Here is an 18,137-nt window from a genome sequence, read left to right on the forward strand (position 1 = left end):
CAGACCAAGAAAAAAGACTAAGCCATAGCTTATTTGTTCTAACCAGAAGCGACTTAGATGTCAGTGTCGGCTAGATAGCTGGAATAAGCCAAGAACAATGGATGTTAAAACAATAGCAATAGAGCCCTGTAATAATGATGCTAATAGCGTTAGGGTAAGGCTTTTTTTTAGTCTTGAAGAGTGGGTGGCAATATAGGTGGTAATAATGATTTTGCCATACCCTGGTCCCAAGGCATGTAATAAACCATAACAAAAGCTAAAGCCAACGAGTAATAATCCTGCTTCAGTTGGTGAGCTCGCCACTCGCATCAGGAGAGAAGAAAGATGTTGATTAAGTTCTCGTTGCCAATTTACCGCTAGTTGTAAACCAAAATGCCAATATTTGAACAAATAAAATGACAATATGCCAAAAAAAGGACTAAATAATCCGATTACTAGATAGTACTTTTTATTAAGTAAATTGATTGCTGGCTTGCTGGGCATTATTGACATGTTATGTTTACCTTTTGCGCAAATTGTTGGCCGAGACTAAGGTCTTCTTGCGGTGTTTCTGCTTTATCAAGAGAGAGGGCATAATCGATTATCGATGCGCTGGGCTTAGGTGTTATAAGCTGAATTTGGCATTGGATTGAGGTATTAGTTGATGAAATTTTTGCTTTGTTGCTATAGGTCATATCAACATAATAATTTGGGTCATAAGTCATTATGGTTAATGTCTTACCAGTTAGAGTTTCTGGCTTAGCTAATTTTAGAGTAAAAGAGAGCACGGCTTGGTTCCCTTTGCGCGATAGGTGATAGTCTTTTGGGTAAAAGGAAAATTTTATTAATTTATTTTTATAATATAGGGAGGTAAAATAGTGTTGTTTAATAACATTAGCCATTACTTCAGCACTTAATTGTTTCCACACTGTATAACTTTCTTTTGCTTGTTGTGCATCATAGAGTAAATCGGCTGATGTAATGGCATCCATAACCCAAGTCATTTTCATGGCAATGAGATTACCATCTTTTATTTGTAATTCATTTTGCATATTAATAAAACTGTGGGGATGAGCAAAAACGGTTATTGAATAGCATAATGTTAACGCCATTAATAGATTTTGTAGCAAAATTTTCACTATAGCTATTGATTTGTAAGGGTGCATTTGAGTCATCAAATAGGATATTTTGATTAACCGAAAATAGCATATCTATGCTATCAATTTTCTTTGATAATTAAATGTTACTTTGCTATTTAATCGGTTAAAAGGTTTATTACTTATATTTACTCAGATTTTTTGCAATCTTGGCTCATATTTCATTGATAATAAATTTATTGTTATTTAAACCCTCCATTTTTGTTATAAATAGATTAATTAATCGCTTTATTCGATCAATTATTATCAATTGATAGTTTTTGTAAATCATAAATGTTTGTATCGATCGTTTTAAACGATTGGAAGTCATTTGAATTAATATGTTAAAAATAAAAGAACAAGGAAGAAGCTTAACAATACATGGATGTATTTATAAATACTAAAATTAGTATCTACAAAGTGAAGTGATAGAGAAAAATTATATTTACCTGTTTAGGGCTATTTTTAATTCAAATTGGTGACTACCTAATTAGTCACCTTTGTATAGCTGAAGCTTATTTTGAACAGGTAGCTAATTTAAAAAATTTTTAGTTGTTTGCCGGTACTTCAGATGAATGATGAGTTGATATTTTCCATTCTTTTCCATCCCAGACGTAGGTAAATGTATAACGAGCTGAAACAGTGGATTTATCTTTAAAAGTAAAAGTATAAGTACCGATATCGATTGCCTTATTACAACCAATACGAATAGTTCGACCATCAATTTTTCCTACAGGCTTTTTGGGGCTTTGTTGAATAAATCGAACTTTTAGGTGATTGGCGGAGCTGATCGCTAAATTCGTTTCAACATCAGGTCCCCATGTCAAAGCAAAAGTTTAAAATTACCAACTGGCCCGCGTACAACAAGGCACTCAGACAACGCGGTTCCCTGACGGTCTGGCTTGATGAGTCGGCCATCGCTGGATGGACTGACAGTTCTTCGCCTGAAGGTCGTGGCCGGCCGCTTTACTACAGCGATATGGCTGTTACCACTGTCCTGATGATGAAGCGTGTGTTTAACCTGTCGCTCCGGGCATTACAGGGCTTCGTTGATTCGATTTTTAAACTCATGTCTTTGCCGCTGTGCTGTCCGGACTACTCGCTGGTCAGCAGACGAGAAAAGAGCGTCAACATCAGCATAAAAACGCCAACGCGTGGTGAAATCTCGCATCTGGTCATCGACAGTACCGGTCTGAAGGTCTTTGGCGAAGGTGAATGGAAAGTCAGGCAGCATGGGGCTGACAGACGAAGAGTGTGGCGCAAGCTTCATCTGGCAGCAGACAGTGTGACTCATGAGATTATCTGTGCCGACTTATCGCTCAGCGGAACGACAGATGCGCAGGCACTGCCGGGCCTTATTAACCAAACCCACCGGAAAATCAGGGAAGTGTCAGCAGACGGTGCTTATGACGCCTGTTACTGCCACGATGCGTTGCTAAGAAAGAAAATCAGGCCCCTTATCCCGCCGCGAAGCGGAGCGAAATACTGGCCGGACAAGTACCATGAACGTAACCATGCGGTGGCGAATCAGCGTCTGAGCAGGAGTAATGATATGTGGAAAAAGAAAGTGGGTTATCACCGGCGTTCAGTGGCAGAAACAGCGATGTTCCGCATAAAAACTTTGCTGGGTGGCCATCTGAGGCTGCGTGACTATGAGGCTCAGGTAGGTGAAGCAATGGCGATGGTCAAAGCGCTGAACCGTATGACGTTGTTGGGTATGCCACACAGCGTCAGGATCGGATAACAGCTGTAGCAGAGGGAGCCATCCTGGCGGCTAATTCTGATTTATTCAACAAAGCCGCTTTTTGGCTAAAAAGTGTTTGAAATAGTCGGTACGCTCAGCATCCGTTAAACGAACTTGACTTGATATAGTTGGTAATAGTACTGCATCATCGAGATAGTTTGCCGAAACCTTTTTCGCATCGCCACCTTTTTAATGAATCATTCCAGCGCTCAAATAAACCAGCAATTTGTTGTTGATCTACCTTTACACATTTGGGAGCTGTCTCTAGAGCGAATGTATAACTAGAGAGTAAAGTTAGTGGAATAATTAAAAAACTCAGTTTTCTCATAAATGTCTCGCTATTAAGTATTATTTTTTTATGATGTTTTAGAATGATTATTATTTCATATGGAAATAATTTTTCCTATATTTAGTAACCTATTTCAGTAATAGCCAGAACCGGTAAAAAAATTAAAATTTCCACTGAAACTTTTTTCATGCTGGTATTTAAAAAGTTCATTTTATAAATCAATTTCATATAGTTAACTGGAATTGTTTTTTGCCGATGTTGATTAAGGCACAATTAAAGATTAGGTTAATCAATAGGATTAGTACAATGGTTACTTTAACTAATAGCGGTTTTTATTGTTAGTTACCCAACGTTTTAGTTATCAATCTTTCATTAGTTTAAACCGGTGGAATTCGTGGTTAGTAATCCGTATCTGACAGTTAATAATATAGATGAACTGGAACGAACGTTTGCTAAGCCGTCTATCAATTAACCTAGCCAATGCTTATCACAAACAATAAAGCCAGATGTTTTGAAACTATCTGGCTTTTTTTATTAGATTAACTTTTGATTAGAGTTTGATGATAGCAATAATAGCAATCACACTAATAATGGCAGCCGCACCATAAAAAATCCATTTACCGGCTGGAATCGCTATTTTTAGATCATGCATGCCATGATGAAGTCGATGCAGTCCACACCAGATAGGTAAAATGATCATTAATAGCAAAAAAATACGGCCAATAAAGCTTTGGCAAAATGTCAGAATGCGTTCATAACTTAACATTTCTGGTGCTAAACCTAGAGGAATAAAAATTGCTAGCAAAAGAATAATAACCGGAGAGATAATTGCACTCCACATACCACCAGCACCAAATAATCCCCAAAAAATAGGTTCATCAGAACGTTTAGGAGGTTGCTTCATCATTGTTCTCCTTAAATTATATTAGCGCTATAGCTAAGATAATGATTGTTGCTAGAAAAGTAATACCCCAAAGTAATTTTATAATGATTTCTTGGGCTATTTTTTTATTTTTTATCATGATATTAACAGCTTTAGGCGCCAGTTCGAACCAGGTTTTTGTATGGAATAAAGTGGCTATTAAAGTGAAAATATTAATTAATAAAACGATTGGATTATGCATAAAGGTAACATAATTAAACCAGCTTTCAGGCCCTGCTGTTAACGAAAATAGGCCATAAAGCACGACTAAACTAAACCAAATTTGAGGGATGGCGGTTGCTTACCGAATAACATAAAAACAATAAAATCCAATCTGTTGCCACCAATTTGATGACATTTCGCGTACATAAGGCTTACGTTTTGTCGTCATTTTTTCTTCCTTATCTTGGTTTCAACATAGCAATAATAAAATCTTCTGCGCTTGCGGCTTTTCCTTGCTGAATAGCAGCGGCAGGATCGACATGTTTAGGACATACTTCAGAGCAGTAACCGACAAATGTACAGCTCCATACACCATTATCGCTATTTAATAATGGCATGCGCTCTTTTTTGCCTTTATCGCGGCTATCAAGGTTATAACGTTCTGCCTGTGTGATTGCAGCAGGGCCAATAAATTCTGGATTAAGGCCAAATTGAGGGCAAGCTGCATAACACAGGCCACAATTAATACAGCCAGAGAATTGATGATATTTAGCCATTTGACTAGGGGTTTGTTTATTGGGACCATCACTAACTTTACGATTATTACCAATAATATAGGGTTTAATAGCTTCAAGACTCTCAATAAAATGGGTCATATCTACCACTAAATCTCTTTCGATAGGAAAATTGCCTAATGCTTCTACTTTTAAGCCATCGGTATAGTCCCGTAAAAAAGTCTTGCAGGCTAATTTAGGCATCTGGTTAACCATCATACCGCAAGAGCCACATATTGCCATACGACAAAACCAACGGTATGAGAGCTCAGGTGCTAAGTGGTCTTTAACATAACCGAGAGCATCTAGTAAAGAGGTCTGTTCATCATAAGGTACTTCATAAGTAACAGAATAGGGGACATCGTCAGTTTTAGGATTATAGCGCATGATTTCCATTTTCAGTTTTTTCATCTTAGCCATTCACCTGCTCCTTCTTTGCTTGCTCTTGTGCTGTTGCTTCACCACCATAAACTCGCTTAGCTGGCGCTAATTTGGTAATTTTCACATCGCGATAAGCAATATTTGGGGCGCCTTGTGAGTTATAATAGGCAAGAGAATGTTTTAGAAAATTAACATCATCACGGACAGTACAACCCTCATCCAGACGCTGATGAGCACCACGCGATTCTTTGCGATAGAAAGCAGAATGAGCCATACATTCCGCTACATCTAGACTAAAGCATAATTCGATAGTGTAGAGCAGTTGAGTATTAAAGACGCTGCTATGGTCTGTAATTTCAATATGTTTAAAGCGTTCTTTAAGTTCAGCCAGTTTATCCATGGTTTTTTGCATTAATTCAGGTGTACGATAGATGCCACAACCTTACTCCATTGCTATCCCCATTTCATCACGGATGTTAGCCCAATTCTCTTTACCTTTTTGGTTGATCAGTTTGGTTAAATTGGTTTCAACTTCACGCGCTTTTAATTCAATGGCGTTATTATTGGCTGGAGAGACTTCAGTGTCATATTTAGCCGCTTCAATGCCAGCTAATCGCCCAAAAACGACTAATTCTGCTAAAGAGTTAGAACCCAGACGGTTTGCACCATGTAAGCCAACTGACGAACATTCGCCCACAGCAAACAGACCTTTAATTGATGTTTCACATTTCTGATTCGTTTCAATTCCCCCCATTGTATAATGTGCGGTTGGGCGAACAGGGATAGGATCAGTAACGGGATCGACGCCGACATAAGCTTTGGCTAATTCACAAATAAAGGGTAGGCGTTCATGTAGTTTCGCAGCGCCCAAATGGCGTAAGTCAAGATGCACGACATCACCGCGTGATGACTTTATTGTGCTACCTGCACGCCACTCATGCCAAAAAGCTTGAGAAACCTTGTCTCGAGGGCCTAATTCCATATATTTATTTTCTGGTTTACCTAGAGGGGTTTCAGGCCCTAAACCATAATCTTGTAGATAACGATAGCCATCTTTGTTGATGAGGATCCCGCCTTCACCTCTACAACCTTCAGTCATAAGTATTCCAGAACCTGGCAAGCCAGTCGGATGGTATTGGACAAATTCCATATCACGTAATGGAATGCCATGCCGTAATACAATACCCATACCGTCACCGGTAACAATTCCGCCGTTAGTATTATAACGGTAAACACGGCCGGCTCCACCGGTGGCCATAATAACGGCTTTTGCGTTAATTTGAATATGAGTGCCCTCCATCATATGGATAGCGATTAGGCCATGTACTCTTCCTTCATCAACCAGAATGTCTAACACAACATGTTCATCAAATCGCTGGATTTGTGGGTATTTGAGAGATGTTTGAAATAGAGTATGCAACATATGGAAGCCTGTTTTATCAGCAGCAAACCAAGTGCGCTCGATTTTCATTCCTCCAAAGCGACGGACATTCACTGTACCATCTTTTTTACGACTCCATGGGCATCCCCATAATTCCAGTTGTGTCATTTCGGTTGGACAATGTTTCACAAAATATTCAACCACATCTTGTTCACATAACCAATCTCCCCCTGAAACTGTATCATTAAAGTGATAATCATAGGTATCATGGGATTGAGCAATTGCAGCTGCGCCACCTTCTGCAGCGACAGTATAACTGCGCATGGGATAGACTTTTGAAACTAAAGCAATTTTTAGATTGGGATTAGCTTCAGTAGCAGCAATTGCTGCCCTCAAACCAGCTCCATCAGCGCCTATTATGACTAAATCAGCATTAAAGGTTTGCACACTATGCTTCTCCATTACTAATTGAAAATAAACTTCATGTTGTTACGGCATTGTTATTTAATTATGATTAATAATTAACAATAAATTATTATTTCGCAATTTATAACAAATTGGGCTTTGTTGAATAAATCAGAATTAGCCGCCAGGATGGCTCCCTCTGCTACAGCTGTTATCCGATCCTGACGCTGTGTGGCATACCCAACAACGTCATACGGTTCAGCGCTTTGACCATCGCCATTGCTTCACCTACCTGAGCCTCATAGTCACGCAGCCTCAGATGGCCACCCAGCAAAGTTTTTATGCGGAACATCGCTGTTTCTGCCACTGAACGCCGGTGATAACCCACTTTCTTTTTCCACATATCATTACTCCTGCTCAGACGCTGATTCGCCACCGCATGGTTACGTTCATGGTACTTGTCCGGCCAGTATTTCGCTCCGCTTCGCGGCGGGATAAGGGGCCTGATTTTCCGGTGGGTTTGGTTAATCAGGCCCGGCAGTGCCTGCGCATCTGTCGTTCCGCTGAGCGATAAGTCGGCACAGATAATCTCATGATTCACACTGTCTGCTGCCAGATGAAGCTTGCGCCACACTCTTCGTCTGTCAGCCCCATGCTGCCTGACTTTCCTTTCACCTTCGCCAAAGACCTTCAGACCGGTACTGTCGATGACCAGATGCGAGATTTCACCACGCGTTGGCGTTTTTATGCTGATGTTGACGCTCTTTGCTCGTCTGCTGACCAGCGAGTAGTCCGGACAGCACAGCGGCAAAGACATGAGTTTAAAAATCGAATCAACGAAGCCCTGTAATGCCCGTAGCGACAGGTTAAACACACGCTTCATCATCAGGACAGTGGTAACAGCCATATCGCTGTAGTAAAGCGGCCGGCCACGACCTTCAGGCGAAGAACTGTCAGTCCATCCAGCGATGGCCGACTCATCAAGCCAGACCGTCAGGGAACCGCGTTGTCTGAGTGCCTTGTTGTACGCGGGCCAGTTGGTAATTTTAAACTTTTGCTTTGACATGGGGACCTGATGTTGAAACGAATTTAGCGATCAGCTCCGCCAATCACCTAAAAGTTCGATTTATTCAACAAAGCCCCTTTCATCTGCTGTAGCTGGCGATGATTGATGGTTAGTAAATTTGTTTACTAAGTATTGTCCTTGCTGAATATTAATTACTGGCAATCGACTTGTTTTAGTAAAATATTCATACGCGGGTTGCTGTTGTCGCCAGAAGGTATAGTAACGTGAATTACGATGGCGATTCATATTGTTAGAAGTCATTTTAAATGGATATATATTGACTTGTATTTCATATTGACCATTTTGTAATGCATTTTCCACATAACGATAGATTTCATTTATATAGCTATCAGTCATCGCGTAGCAGTCAATTGATTTACAGCCACCATGTACCATCAAACAAGCGCCAGTATAGCCATGAGCCTGGTCGTATTTATTGGGACAACCTAAATTACAAGCGCGATAATATTTGCTATCAGGTTTTAATTGTGAGCGTGTGATGCGATAAAACCCTTCTGTACTCTTTAAGTCACCTTCTCTTTTCTTAGGTCCTAATCCACCAGAGAAATTACATATTGGATAACTTTTAAATAGTGAAAATAAGCCTTTTTCATTTTTAGTATAGAGTTCTAGCACTCTTTCTTCTTTGAAAATTTGAATAAATATTGAATTATTTAAATATTTTTTGCCGTTATTACTGCTATCTGATGGGTAATATAGCTTTGTCGCTGAGTAGCTATTATTGATAAAAAATGACAGAGAAAAGATCCCTATGCTAATAAAAAAAGAGAGTTTCATAAGCTTCCATATAAAAGTGATGTATTGTACAAAAAAAATACACAAATATTAATCATATATTTGTATTGTAGTTTTTTATAGGCTTTGTTGAATAAATCAGAATTAGCCGACAGGATGGCTCCCTCTGCTACACCTGTTATCCGATCCTGACGCTGTGTGGCATACCCAACAACGTCATACGGTTCAGCGCTTTGACCATCGCCATTGCTTCACCTACCTGAGCCTCATAGTCACGCAGGCTCAGATGGCCACCCAGCAAAGTTTTTATGCGGAACATCGCTGTTTCTGCCACTGAACGCCGGTGATAACCCACTTTCTTTTTCCACATATCATTACTCCTGCTCAGACGCTGATTCGCCACCGCATGGTTACGTTCATGGTACTTGTCCGGCCAGTATTTCGCTCCGCTTCGCGGCGGGATAAGGGGCCTGATTTTCTTTCTTAGCAACGCGTCGTGGCAGTAACAGGCGTCATAAGCACCGTCTGCTAACACTTCCCTGATTTTCCGGTGGGTTTGGTTAATCAGGCCCGGCAGTGCCTGCGCATCTGTCGTTCCGCTGAGCGATAAGTCGGCACAGATAATCTCATGAGTCACACTGTCTGCTGCCAGATGAAGCTTGCGCCACACTCTTCGTCTGTCAGCCCCATGCTGCCTGACTTTCCATTCACCTTCGCCAAAGACCTTCAGACCGGTACTGTCGATGACCAGATGCGAGATTTCACCACGCGTTGGCGTTTTTATGCTGATGTTGACGCTCTTTGCTCGTCTGCTGACCAGCGAGTAGTCCGGACAGCACAGCGGCAAAGACATGAGTTTAAAAATCGAATCAACGAAGCCCTGTAATGCCCGGAGCGACAGGTTAAACACACGCTTCATCATCAGGACAGTGGTAACAGCCATATCGCTGTAGTAAAGCGGCCGGCCACGACCTTCAGGCGAAGAACTGTCAGTCCATCCAGCGATGGCCGACTCATCAAGCCAGACCGTCAGGGAACCGCGTTGTCTGAGTGCCTTGTTGTACGCGGGCCAGTTGGTAATTTTAAACTTTTGCTTTGCCATGGGGACCTGATGTTGAAACGAATTTAGCGATCAGCTCCGCCAATCACCTAAAAGTTCGATTTATTCAACAAAGCCTTTTTTATATTAAAAATTAATAATTTTGTCTCCTGTCATTTTTGTCTTATTTTGGCAAAAATACTGACATTCTTCGAAAAAAATGATTTATAAGATCGTTTTTTGCGAAGTGTGCTCAATATATTAAACAATTTATTCTTATGTGCTTGAACTAAATCACTTGTTCTATCAGACAGAAAGCGAGGGAACTGATAAAATCATCTGCGTTAAAATAATAGGTAAATTGTAATTAATTAGTTTATATTCATTAGCTGGCTTGTTTCAATTATTCAACAGCCTTTTGATTATTGGTTGCTATCTGATTTCATTTGCAATCGTTAGCTTAGGGTTTAACTGATAAACTTGTGCAATTCTTATGATTAAAATTAAAAAAGGACTCGACCTCCCGATTGCAGGAGTGACCGCTCAAGTAGTAGAGGATGGCCCTGTTATTCATCATGTAGCAGTATTGGGTGAAGAGTATATAGGGATGCGTCCTTCAATGTTGGTGAAGGAATGTGAGCAAGTTAAAAAGGGGCAAATTCTTTTCGAAGATAAGAAAAATCCAGGCGTATTTTTCACCAGCCAGGCTTGTGGCACTATCATAAAAATCAATTGAGGTGAACGCCGAGTTCTTCAATCTATTGTTATTGAAATTAATGGCGATGAGCAAATCGTATTTAACCGCTATGATAATAATCAAATCGATACATTAACGTATCAACAAGTAGAAGCTAACTTCCTTCAGTCAGGTTTGTGGACAGCATTGCGAACGCATCCTTTTAGCCATACTCCAGTGCCAGGTACTAGCCCAAAAGCAATTTTTGTTACTGCGATGGATACGCGTCCACTGGCGGCTGATCCCTTGTTGATTATTGCAGCGGAGGAAACGGCTTTCAATCAATAATTGTTTGAAAGTATTGACTAAATTAACAGAAGGAAAAATTTATTTATGCCATGGAAACGGCAACTTAGTCAAGTTAACTTATAATGAAAAAATTATTTATAAGCAATTTATTGGACCACATCCTGCAGGGTTAGTCGGTACCCATATCCATTTTCTAGAGCCGGTAAGTATAGAGAAAACTGTTTGGTATTTAAATTATCAAGATGTGATTGCGATTGGTAAACTTTTTACAACGGGTCATCTTTATTCGGATCGCGTTATCTTAATTGCTGGGCATCAAGTTAAAAAACCACGTTTAGTTCGTACTTGTTTAGGCGCTGATCTCTATGAGTTAACTGATGGTGAAATAAAAATAGGCGAAAATAGGATTATTTCAAGGTCAATCTTGTGGGGCAATAAATGTGATGATACTCGGGGTGGGAAGATTCCATAATCAAGTTTCGGTATTGAGTGAAGGACGTGAAAAAGAGTTATTTGGATGGATTGCGCCTGGAATAAATAAGTTTACTATCACCCGTACAACACTTGGCCATTTCCTGAAAAATAAACAGTTTAATTTCACCACCACGACCAATGGTAGTGAACGTTCTATCGTTCCTATTGGTAATTATGAACGTATTATGCCACTTGATATTATGATCACTCATTTATTACGAGATCTGCTTGTTGGTGATTTAGCCAGCTCACAGCAACTTGGTTGTTTGGAAATGGATGAAGAAGATTTGGAGCTGTGCACCTATGTATGCCCAGCCAAATATGAGTATGGTCCTGTACTACGTGAGGTATTGGCCAGAATTGAGCAATAAGGTTAACTACATGGGCTTAAAAAATTTATTTGAAAAGTATGAACGTCATTTTGAACACGGTGGAAAACTAGAAAAATACTATGTGCTCTATGAGGCTGTGGCAACTATTTTTTATACTCCGGTAACCATCACACATGGGAGTTACCATGTTCGTGATAGTATTGACCTAAAACGAATGATGATTTTAGTCTGGCTGTCGGTTTTTCCAGCCATGTTTTGGGACATGTATAATGTCGGTGCACAAGCGATCCCAGCTCTTTATCAATTACATAGTGAAGCTGAGTTGCAAAAGATCCTTGTTTCTGATTGGCACTATATAGTTGCTCAATTTTTGGGCGCTTCATTAACACCAGAGAGGCAGGCTGGGTAAGTAAAATATTGCTTGGGTCGGTATATTTTTTACCTATCTATATGGTTATTTTTTTGGTTGGTGGTTTTTGGGAAGTATTATTTTCGCTGCTCCGTGGTCATGAAATCAACGAAGGTTTTTTTGTCTCTTCTATTCTGTTTGCCCTGATTGTGCCGCCTACTATACCGCTTTGGCAGGCGGCATTAGGTATTACGTTTGGTATTGTTGTGGCGAAAGAAATTTTTGGTGGTACTGGGCGTAATTTTTTAAATCCAGCATTAGCTGGGCGCGCATTTCTATTTTTTGCTTATCCTGCGCAAATTTCAGGTGATTTAGTTTGGACTGCGACAGATGGTTATTCTGGCGCTACGCCATTATCACAATGGGCTAGGGGCGGAGATCATGCACTAATAAATAATTTGACACATCAGCCTGTTACCTGGATGGATGCTTTTTTGGGCAATATTCCAGGCTCAATTGGTGAAGTTTCAACATTAATGATCTTAATCGGTGGAGAATTGATTATTTTTTGCCGAATAGCTTCATGGCGTATCGTTGCCGGTGTACTGATAGGCATGATGGTAATGTCTTATCTATTTAATGTTATTGGATCAACGACTAATCCTTTATTTGCGATGCCTTGGTTACTGGCATTTGGTACTAGGCGGTTTTGCTTTTGGCATGATGTTTATGGCGACTGATACCGTTTCGGCTTCTTTTACCAACAAAGGTAAATGGGCATACGGAATATTGATCGGTGTAATGTGTGTTCTCATCAGAGTCATTAATCCTGCTTATCCGGAAGGGATGATGTTGGCAATTTTGTTTGCTAACTTATTTGCGCCTCTGTTTGATTATCTGGTAGTTCAGGCAAATATTAAACGGAGAAAAGCCCGTGGCTAACAATAAAATAAAAAATCCAAAAGATAGCAGCGGCAGAACATTTCTTGTGGTATTTATTCTGTGTTTAGTGTGTTCAGTAGTTGTATCTGGTGCAGCGGTAGGTTTGAAATCTAAACAGCAAGCGCAAATATTATTAGATAAGCAACGTAATATTCTTGATGTTGCTGGTTTACTCAAACCAAAAATGTCAGCTGAAGAGATACAATCTCTTTATAATACTCGTATGAGCGCTAAGATTTTGGATTTCAACACAACTGAAATATCAAATAGTAATGGCAACTTCGATCTTAATAGTCAGCTACGTAATGATGAAACCCGAATTGCATTATCTCCTGAACAGGATGTTGCTAAGATCCGTTATAGAGCCAACTCGGCAGAAATTTATTTAGTCAACGATGATAATGGAAAAACCATCGCACTGGTTACCGGTTTATGGTTCTGGTTTATGGTCGGTAATGTATGCTTTTATCGCTGTTGATATAGATGGAACGACATCACGAGGTATAACTTATTATTCTCATGGTGAAACGCCAGGTCTAGGTGGAGAGGTAGATAATTTACAATGGTGCGCCCAATGGATTGGTAAAAAACTTTATAATCAACAAGGGAAACCGGCGATAAAAATTGTGCGTGGTGGAGCATTAGATGGTCCCTCTAGTATCGATGGCCTATCAGGGGCAACACTGACATCAAACGGTATCCAGAATATGTTTGATTTCTGGTTGGGTAATAATGGTTTTGGCCCATTTCTGAATAAAGTACGCAAAGGAGAGTTAAATCATGGCTGATAGTAAAGAGATTAAACTCGTGCTAATTGGACCTTTATTGGATAACAATCCTATTACATTGCAAGTTCTAGGTGTTTGTTCGGCTTTGGCGGTAACGACTAAATTAGAAACCGCCCTTGTGATGGCCATTGCTGTGACTTTAGTCACTGGTTTTTCTAGTTTTTTTATCTCATTGATCCGTCATTATATTCCTAATAGTGTGCGAATTATTGCTCAAATGACAATCATAGCTTCTGTAGTTATCGTTGTAGATCAAAGCCTGCGCGCTTACGCTTATGAAGTTTCTAAGCAACTTCCAGTATTTGTCGGTTTAATTATTACTAATTGTATCGTCATGGGACGTGCTGAAGCTTATGCAATGAAATCACCACCAATTGAAAGTTTTATGGATGGTATTGGTAATTGTTTGTGATATGGTGCTATTTTAATTTTAGTTGGTTTTCTAAGAGAACTATTTGGTTCAGGTAAACTATTCGGTATTACTATTCTGCAATCGGTTCAGAATGGTGGTTTGTATCAGCCAAATGGCTTGTTCCTGCTTGCACCAAGCGCGTTTTTCATCATAAGTATGTTGATTTGGGGACTGGGGACTGCGCACATTGAAACCTTCACAGGTTGAAAAGGAGTAACTGACGCAATGGAACATTATATCAGCTTGTTTGTTCGAGCTGTGTTTATTGAAAACATGGCTCTTGCCTTTTTTCTGGGGATGTGTACATTTTTGGCGGTTTCTAAAAATGTCAAAACAGCCTTTGGAGTAGGAATTGCAGTTACTGTTGTTCTGGGTATTTCAGTACCTGCGAATAATTTAGTTTATAATTTCATTCTACGTGATGGTGCCCTGATAGAAGGCGTTGATTTAATTTTTTAAACTTCATTACTTTTATCGGTGTAATTGCGGCATTAGTACAAATTCTAGAAATGATTTTGGATCGTTATTTTCCCGTCCTTTATAACGCATTAGGTATTTTTCTACCACTAATAACCGTTAATTGTGCGATTTTTGGTGGTGTCTCGTTTATGGCTCAGCGCGAATATCATTTTAGTGAATCTATTGTTTATGGATTTGGTTCAGGATTGGGATGGATGCTGGCCATTGTTTTAGTGGCATCTATTCGTGAGAAAATGAAATATGCAGATATCCCATCGGGTTTAAAAGGTGTAGGGATCACCTTTGTCACTACTGGTTTGATGGCATTGGGTTTTATGTCTTTTTCCGGTGTACAGTTATAAGGGTGAAAATAATTCATGGATATTATTATTCTTGGTGTAGCAATGTTTACCATAATTGTGTTAATTCTAACGGCAATGATTTTATTTGCCAAATCTAAGTTAGTAAACACAGGGGATGTAAAAATTGAAGTTAATGGTGACCCTGAAAAGAGTTTTGCTGCGCCAGCAGGTGACAAGCTATTAAATATGTTGTCCAGTCAGGGAATTTTTGTTTCATCTGCCTGTGGTGGCGGTGGTTCTTGTGGCCAATGTCGGGTGACAATCAAGCATGGTGGCGGTGATATCCTGCCGACTGAACTTGCCCATATTAATAAGCGTGAAGCTAGAGCTGGATGTCGTTTGGCTTGCCAGGTTAATGTAAAACATGATCTAGCAATCGAATTACCTGAGGAAATTTTTGGTGTAAAAAACTGGGCATGTGAAGTTATTTCGAATGAAAATAAAGCGACTTTCATTAAAGAATTAAAATTGAAAATTCCAGCAGGAGAAGTTGTCCCATTTCGGGCAGGTGGCTTTATTCAGTTCGAATGTCCTCCACATAAAGTTTCTTATGCTGATTTTGATGTATCTGATGAGTATCGTGAAGATTGGGATAAATTCAATTTATTTCGTTATCTTTCTGAAGTAAAACAGCAGACAGTAAGAGTTTATTCGATGGCAAATTATCCAGAAGAGCATGGGATAATCATGCTAAATGTCAGGATAGCAACACCTCCGCCGAAAGCTGCCGATTTACCTCCGGGTATTATGTCTTCATACATTTGGTCATTAACACCAGGCAACAAAGTCACTATTTCTGGGCCATTTGGTGAATTTTTTGCTAAAGAAACCAATGCGGAAATGATTTTTATTGGTGGTGGTGCGGGTATGGCACCAATGAGGTCACATATTTTTGATCAATGAAAGCGTTTAAAATCTAAACGAAAAATCAGCTTTTGGTATGGGGCCTCGTTCAAAACGTGAATTATTTTATGTTGAAGATTTTGATCAATTAGCTGCTGCTAATGAAAATTTTACCTGGCATGTTGCGCTATCAGATGCAATACCTGAAGATAACTGGCAAGGGTATACTGGTTTTATTCATAACGTTTTATATGAAAACTATTTGAAAGATCACCCAGCGCCAGAGGATTGTGAGTTTTATATGTGTGGTCCTCCTGTGATGAACGCCGCAGTTATTAAGATGCTTAAAGATTTAGGTGTTGAAGATGAAAATATTTTATTAGATGATTTTGGTGGTTGATTGTTTGATTGTTTCCGGTATTTTAACTTTTTGTGTCATCATTGAGTTAATATGGACTTAATATGCTTAAAAAAATTTTATGCTAAAAAATAAATTATTCAATTTGATTATTACCTTATCTACTATTTTCATGCTTTGTGGTTGTTTTGAGACAGAGCAAAAGAGTATTCAAGGGCAAACGATGGGAACTTACTATGTTGTTAAGTATGTTAGTGAATCATCTCATCCTTTTTGGGAAATATTGCGTGACGATATTGATAGCCGTTTAGAAGAAGTTAACTATCAAATGTCAACTTACCGCCCTAAATCTGAATTAAGCCAATTTAATCAATTTCAACATGTAAATACGCCATTTCCTGTTTCGTTAGCCATGATGACAGTGATTAAAGAAGCAATTCATATTAATAAATTAACCAATGGTGCGCTCGATATTACTATCGGACCATTGGTTAATTTATGGGGATTTGGCCCGGAAGGAAGGATAACCAAAGCACCACCGGAAGAGACGCTGCAGTTGCGCCGGCAATGGATTGGTATTGATAAACTTGCGATTAGAGGTAATAGCCTGATAAAAAAAATACCTCAGCTCTATATAGATCTGTCAGCTATCGCTAAGGGTTACGGCGTTGATGTTATAGCAGAATATTTAGAGTCACAAAATATTGATAATTATATGGTCGACATTGGTGGTGAAGTCCGCACCAAAGGCCATAACGGTAAAGGTGTAGCGTGGCGTATTGCGATTGAAAAACCTTCGGATAAAGGGCTAGAACAGTCGGTACAAGAAATTATTGAACCTGGAAATATGTCAGTTGCTACCTCTGGTGACTATCGTAATTATTTTGAACAAGATGGAGTTTATTATTCACATACTATTGATCCGAAGACCGGTAGACCGATTATTCATAATTTGATTTCTATTACTGTTATCGCCCCGACTTGCATGATGGCAGATGGTTTATCTACTGGTCTAAATGTGTTGGGGGCTGAAAAAGGAATGGAGTTAGCTGAACGTTTAAATTTACCGGTTTTCATGGTCGTTACGACTAAGAAAGGTTTCGAAGAACGTTATAGTTCAGCATTTAAACCTTATTTAGTAAAAAAAATGTAGAGGAGTCATTATGTTAAAAATATTTATCGCTACTTTGGTTTTTTTCCTGCTTGCTTTTATTGCTATGTCACTTGGCTATATTATTAAACGCAAGCAACTTCAAGGAAGTTGTGGTGGATTAAGTAATATAGGCATTGAAAAAGTTTGTGATTGCCCGGAGCCATGTGAGCTTCGCAAGAAACGTATAGCAATGGAAAAGCGTCAAAAGCATCAGCAGATTAACAACCGTATTATTTAATAAAAAATCTCGTTATTAATACTAATAACGAGATTATTAATATTTTGATTTTTTTATTATCTTATATCTTTAAAATATTTAGGTGAATCGACCATAACTTCATCTGCACCTAGTTCTTTAGCCAGTTTATAATCAGCTTCATCTTTTATGCCAAATAAAACGATATGTGCACCACCGCTGGCGCGGAAACATTTCATTGCTTCATGATCCCAAACTAAATCTGAGGATGAGCGAGCTTCACCAAGAGTATATTTTTCCACAACTTCTACTTTACGTCGCAGTTCCAGTCCATACCAGCGCTGAGTATTAACTTTTTTATCAATCACACAATGATGATTCATGGTAATATTTGCTAGAATATCACGCGTTTCATCACGACTTTCAAAACGTTGTACATGATCAGATAAAGCATTCAAGAAAGCTTGGTTGGTGGAATAAAAGCGAGTACGTAGAAACGCTTTTTTTTCTTTTAACAATTTTTCAATTGCTTTTGCTTGTTCGTAAGGATCGGCATCGGGAGATTTTAGATCGATATAGAAATCGGTCGCTGGAAACTGTTGCAGTACTTGCTTCAAGGTCGGAATGGCTTTGTTGAATAAATCAGAATTAGCCGCCAGGATGGCTCCCT

10 protein-coding genes and 11 pseudogenes are annotated in these 18,137 nt (G+C 39.3%); 9 read left to right on the forward strand and 12 right to left on the reverse strand.

The window, feature by feature from the left end; translation table 11 throughout:
• Nucleotides 1-60: 60 nt before the first annotated feature.
• From E3U36_RS05545 to E3U36_RS05555, 3 genes and pseudogenes are all read right to left on the reverse strand, one after another.
• Nucleotides 61-492, reverse strand: coding sequence for a HoxN/HupN/NixA family nickel/cobalt transporter (locus tag E3U36_RS05545; protein WP_180817375.1), 432 nt, complete (start codon nucleotides 490-492; stop codon nucleotides 61-63).
• On the reverse strand, nucleotides 483-1,154 hold the full coding sequence (locus E3U36_RS05550; RefSeq protein ID WP_180817552.1) for a DUF1007 family protein: 672 nt from the start codon (nucleotides 1,152-1,154) through the stop codon (nucleotides 483-485). Before E3U36_RS05550 ends, E3U36_RS05545 begins: the two co-directional genes overlap by 10 nt.
• 509 nt (nucleotides 1,155-1,663) lie before the next feature.
• Nucleotides 1,664-1,858: pseudogene (locus E3U36_RS05555) on the reverse strand (metal-independent carbonic anhydrase family protein); the annotation flags it as partial.
• 77 nt (nucleotides 1,859-1,935) lie between these two features.
• On the opposite strand from E3U36_RS05555, the gene E3U36_RS05560 reads away from it, so the two are divergent.
• The gene (locus E3U36_RS05560; protein WP_180817376.1) at nucleotides 1,936-2,859 is read left to right on the forward strand and encodes an IS5 family transposase; all 924 of its coding nucleotides are present in this window, start codon (nucleotides 1,936-1,938) and stop codon (nucleotides 2,857-2,859) included.
• Nucleotides 2,860-2,916: 57 nt separating this feature from the next.
• Here E3U36_RS05560 and E3U36_RS12555 read toward each other — a convergent pair.
• The 8 genes and pseudogenes from E3U36_RS12555 to E3U36_RS05595 all read right to left on the reverse strand — a co-directional run.
• A pseudogene (locus tag E3U36_RS12555) lies at nucleotides 2,917-3,187 on the reverse strand (DUF4440 domain-containing protein); the annotation flags it as partial.
• A gap of 511 nt (nucleotides 3,188-3,698) precedes the next feature.
• Nucleotides 3,699-4,055 carry a fumarate reductase subunit FrdD gene (frdD, locus tag E3U36_RS05565; protein ID WP_180817377.1) on the reverse strand — a complete coding sequence of 119 codons (357 nt, stop codon included), beginning with the start codon at nucleotides 4,053-4,055 and terminating at the stop codon, nucleotides 3,699-3,701.
• Nucleotides 4,056-4,068: 13 nt separating this feature from the next.
• Nucleotides 4,069-4,461 (reverse strand): annotated as a pseudogene (gene frdC, locus E3U36_RS05570) (fumarate reductase subunit FrdC).
• Between the two features lie 10 nt (nucleotides 4,462-4,471).
• Nucleotides 4,472-5,206 carry a succinate dehydrogenase/fumarate reductase iron-sulfur subunit gene (locus E3U36_RS05575; RefSeq protein WP_180817378.1) on the reverse strand — a complete coding sequence of 245 codons (735 nt, stop codon included), beginning with the start codon at nucleotides 5,204-5,206 and terminating at the stop codon, nucleotides 4,472-4,474.
• Nucleotides 5,199-6,995, reverse strand: a pseudogene (gene frdA, locus E3U36_RS05580) (fumarate reductase (quinol) flavoprotein subunit). Before frdA ends, E3U36_RS05575 begins: the two are co-directional and overlap by 8 nt.
• Before the next feature lie 169 nt (nucleotides 6,996-7,164).
• The gene (locus tag E3U36_RS05585; protein ID WP_180817379.1) at nucleotides 7,165-8,019 is read right to left on the reverse strand and encodes an IS5 family transposase; all 855 of its coding nucleotides are present in this window, start codon (nucleotides 8,017-8,019) and stop codon (nucleotides 7,165-7,167) included.
• Between the two features lie 60 nt (nucleotides 8,020-8,079).
• Nucleotides 8,080-8,817 (reverse strand): L,D-transpeptidase family protein, encoded by a 738-nt coding sequence (locus E3U36_RS05590; RefSeq protein WP_180817380.1) that lies wholly within the window; start codon nucleotides 8,815-8,817, stop codon nucleotides 8,080-8,082.
• 136 nt (nucleotides 8,818-8,953) lie between these two features.
• Nucleotides 8,954-9,877, reverse strand: a complete 924-nt coding sequence (locus E3U36_RS05595; protein WP_180817381.1) for an IS5 family transposase — start codon at nucleotides 9,875-9,877, stop codon at nucleotides 8,954-8,956.
• A gap of 430 nt (nucleotides 9,878-10,307) precedes the next feature.
• On the opposite strand from E3U36_RS05595, the pseudogene E3U36_RS05600 reads away from it, so the two are divergent.
• The 8 genes and pseudogenes from E3U36_RS05600 (at nucleotide 10,308) to nqrM (ending at nucleotide 17,509) form a co-directional block, all read left to right on the forward strand.
• Nucleotides 10,308-11,644 (forward strand): annotated as a pseudogene (locus E3U36_RS05600) (Na(+)-translocating NADH-quinone reductase subunit A).
• Between the two features lie 10 nt (nucleotides 11,645-11,654).
• Nucleotides 11,655-12,896: pseudogene (locus E3U36_RS05605) on the forward strand (NADH:ubiquinone reductase (Na(+)-transporting) subunit B).
• Nucleotides 12,889-13,684, forward strand: a pseudogene (locus E3U36_RS05610) (Na(+)-translocating NADH-quinone reductase subunit C). The pseudogenes E3U36_RS05605 and E3U36_RS05610 overlap by 8 nt, the downstream one beginning before the upstream one ends.
• Nucleotides 13,677-14,313 (forward strand): annotated as a pseudogene (locus tag E3U36_RS05615) (NADH:ubiquinone reductase (Na(+)-transporting) subunit D). The pseudogenes E3U36_RS05610 and E3U36_RS05615 overlap by 8 nt, the downstream one beginning before the upstream one ends.
• A gap of 8 nt (nucleotides 14,314-14,321) precedes the next feature.
• Nucleotides 14,322-14,917, forward strand: a pseudogene (nqrE, locus tag E3U36_RS05620) (NADH:ubiquinone reductase (Na(+)-transporting) subunit E).
• A gap of 15 nt (nucleotides 14,918-14,932) precedes the next feature.
• Nucleotides 14,933-16,160, forward strand: a pseudogene (gene nqrF, locus E3U36_RS05625) (NADH:ubiquinone reductase (Na(+)-transporting) subunit F).
• Between the two features lie 79 nt (nucleotides 16,161-16,239).
• Entirely contained in the window at nucleotides 16,240-17,271 is a 1,032-nt protein-coding gene (locus tag E3U36_RS05630) for an FAD:protein FMN transferase (protein ID WP_180817382.1), read from the forward strand.
• Between the two features lie 10 nt (nucleotides 17,272-17,281).
• Nucleotides 17,282-17,509: a (Na+)-NQR maturation NqrM gene (gene nqrM, locus E3U36_RS05635; RefSeq protein WP_180817383.1), complete on the forward strand. Its 228-nt coding sequence runs from the start codon at nucleotides 17,282-17,284 to the stop codon at nucleotides 17,507-17,509.
• 56 nt (nucleotides 17,510-17,565) lie between these two features.
• On the opposite strand, the pseudogene E3U36_RS05640 reads toward nqrM, so the two are convergent.
• A pseudogene (locus E3U36_RS05640) lies at nucleotides 17,566-18,093 on the reverse strand (PI-PLC domain-containing protein); the annotation flags it as partial.
• Between the last annotated feature and the right edge of the window lie 44 nt (nucleotides 18,094-18,137).

The sequence above is a fragment of the Arsenophonus endosymbiont of Aphis craccivora genome (assembly GCF_013460135.1).
Lineage (GTDB): Bacteria > Pseudomonadota > Gammaproteobacteria > Enterobacterales > Enterobacteriaceae > Arsenophonus > Arsenophonus nilaparvatae.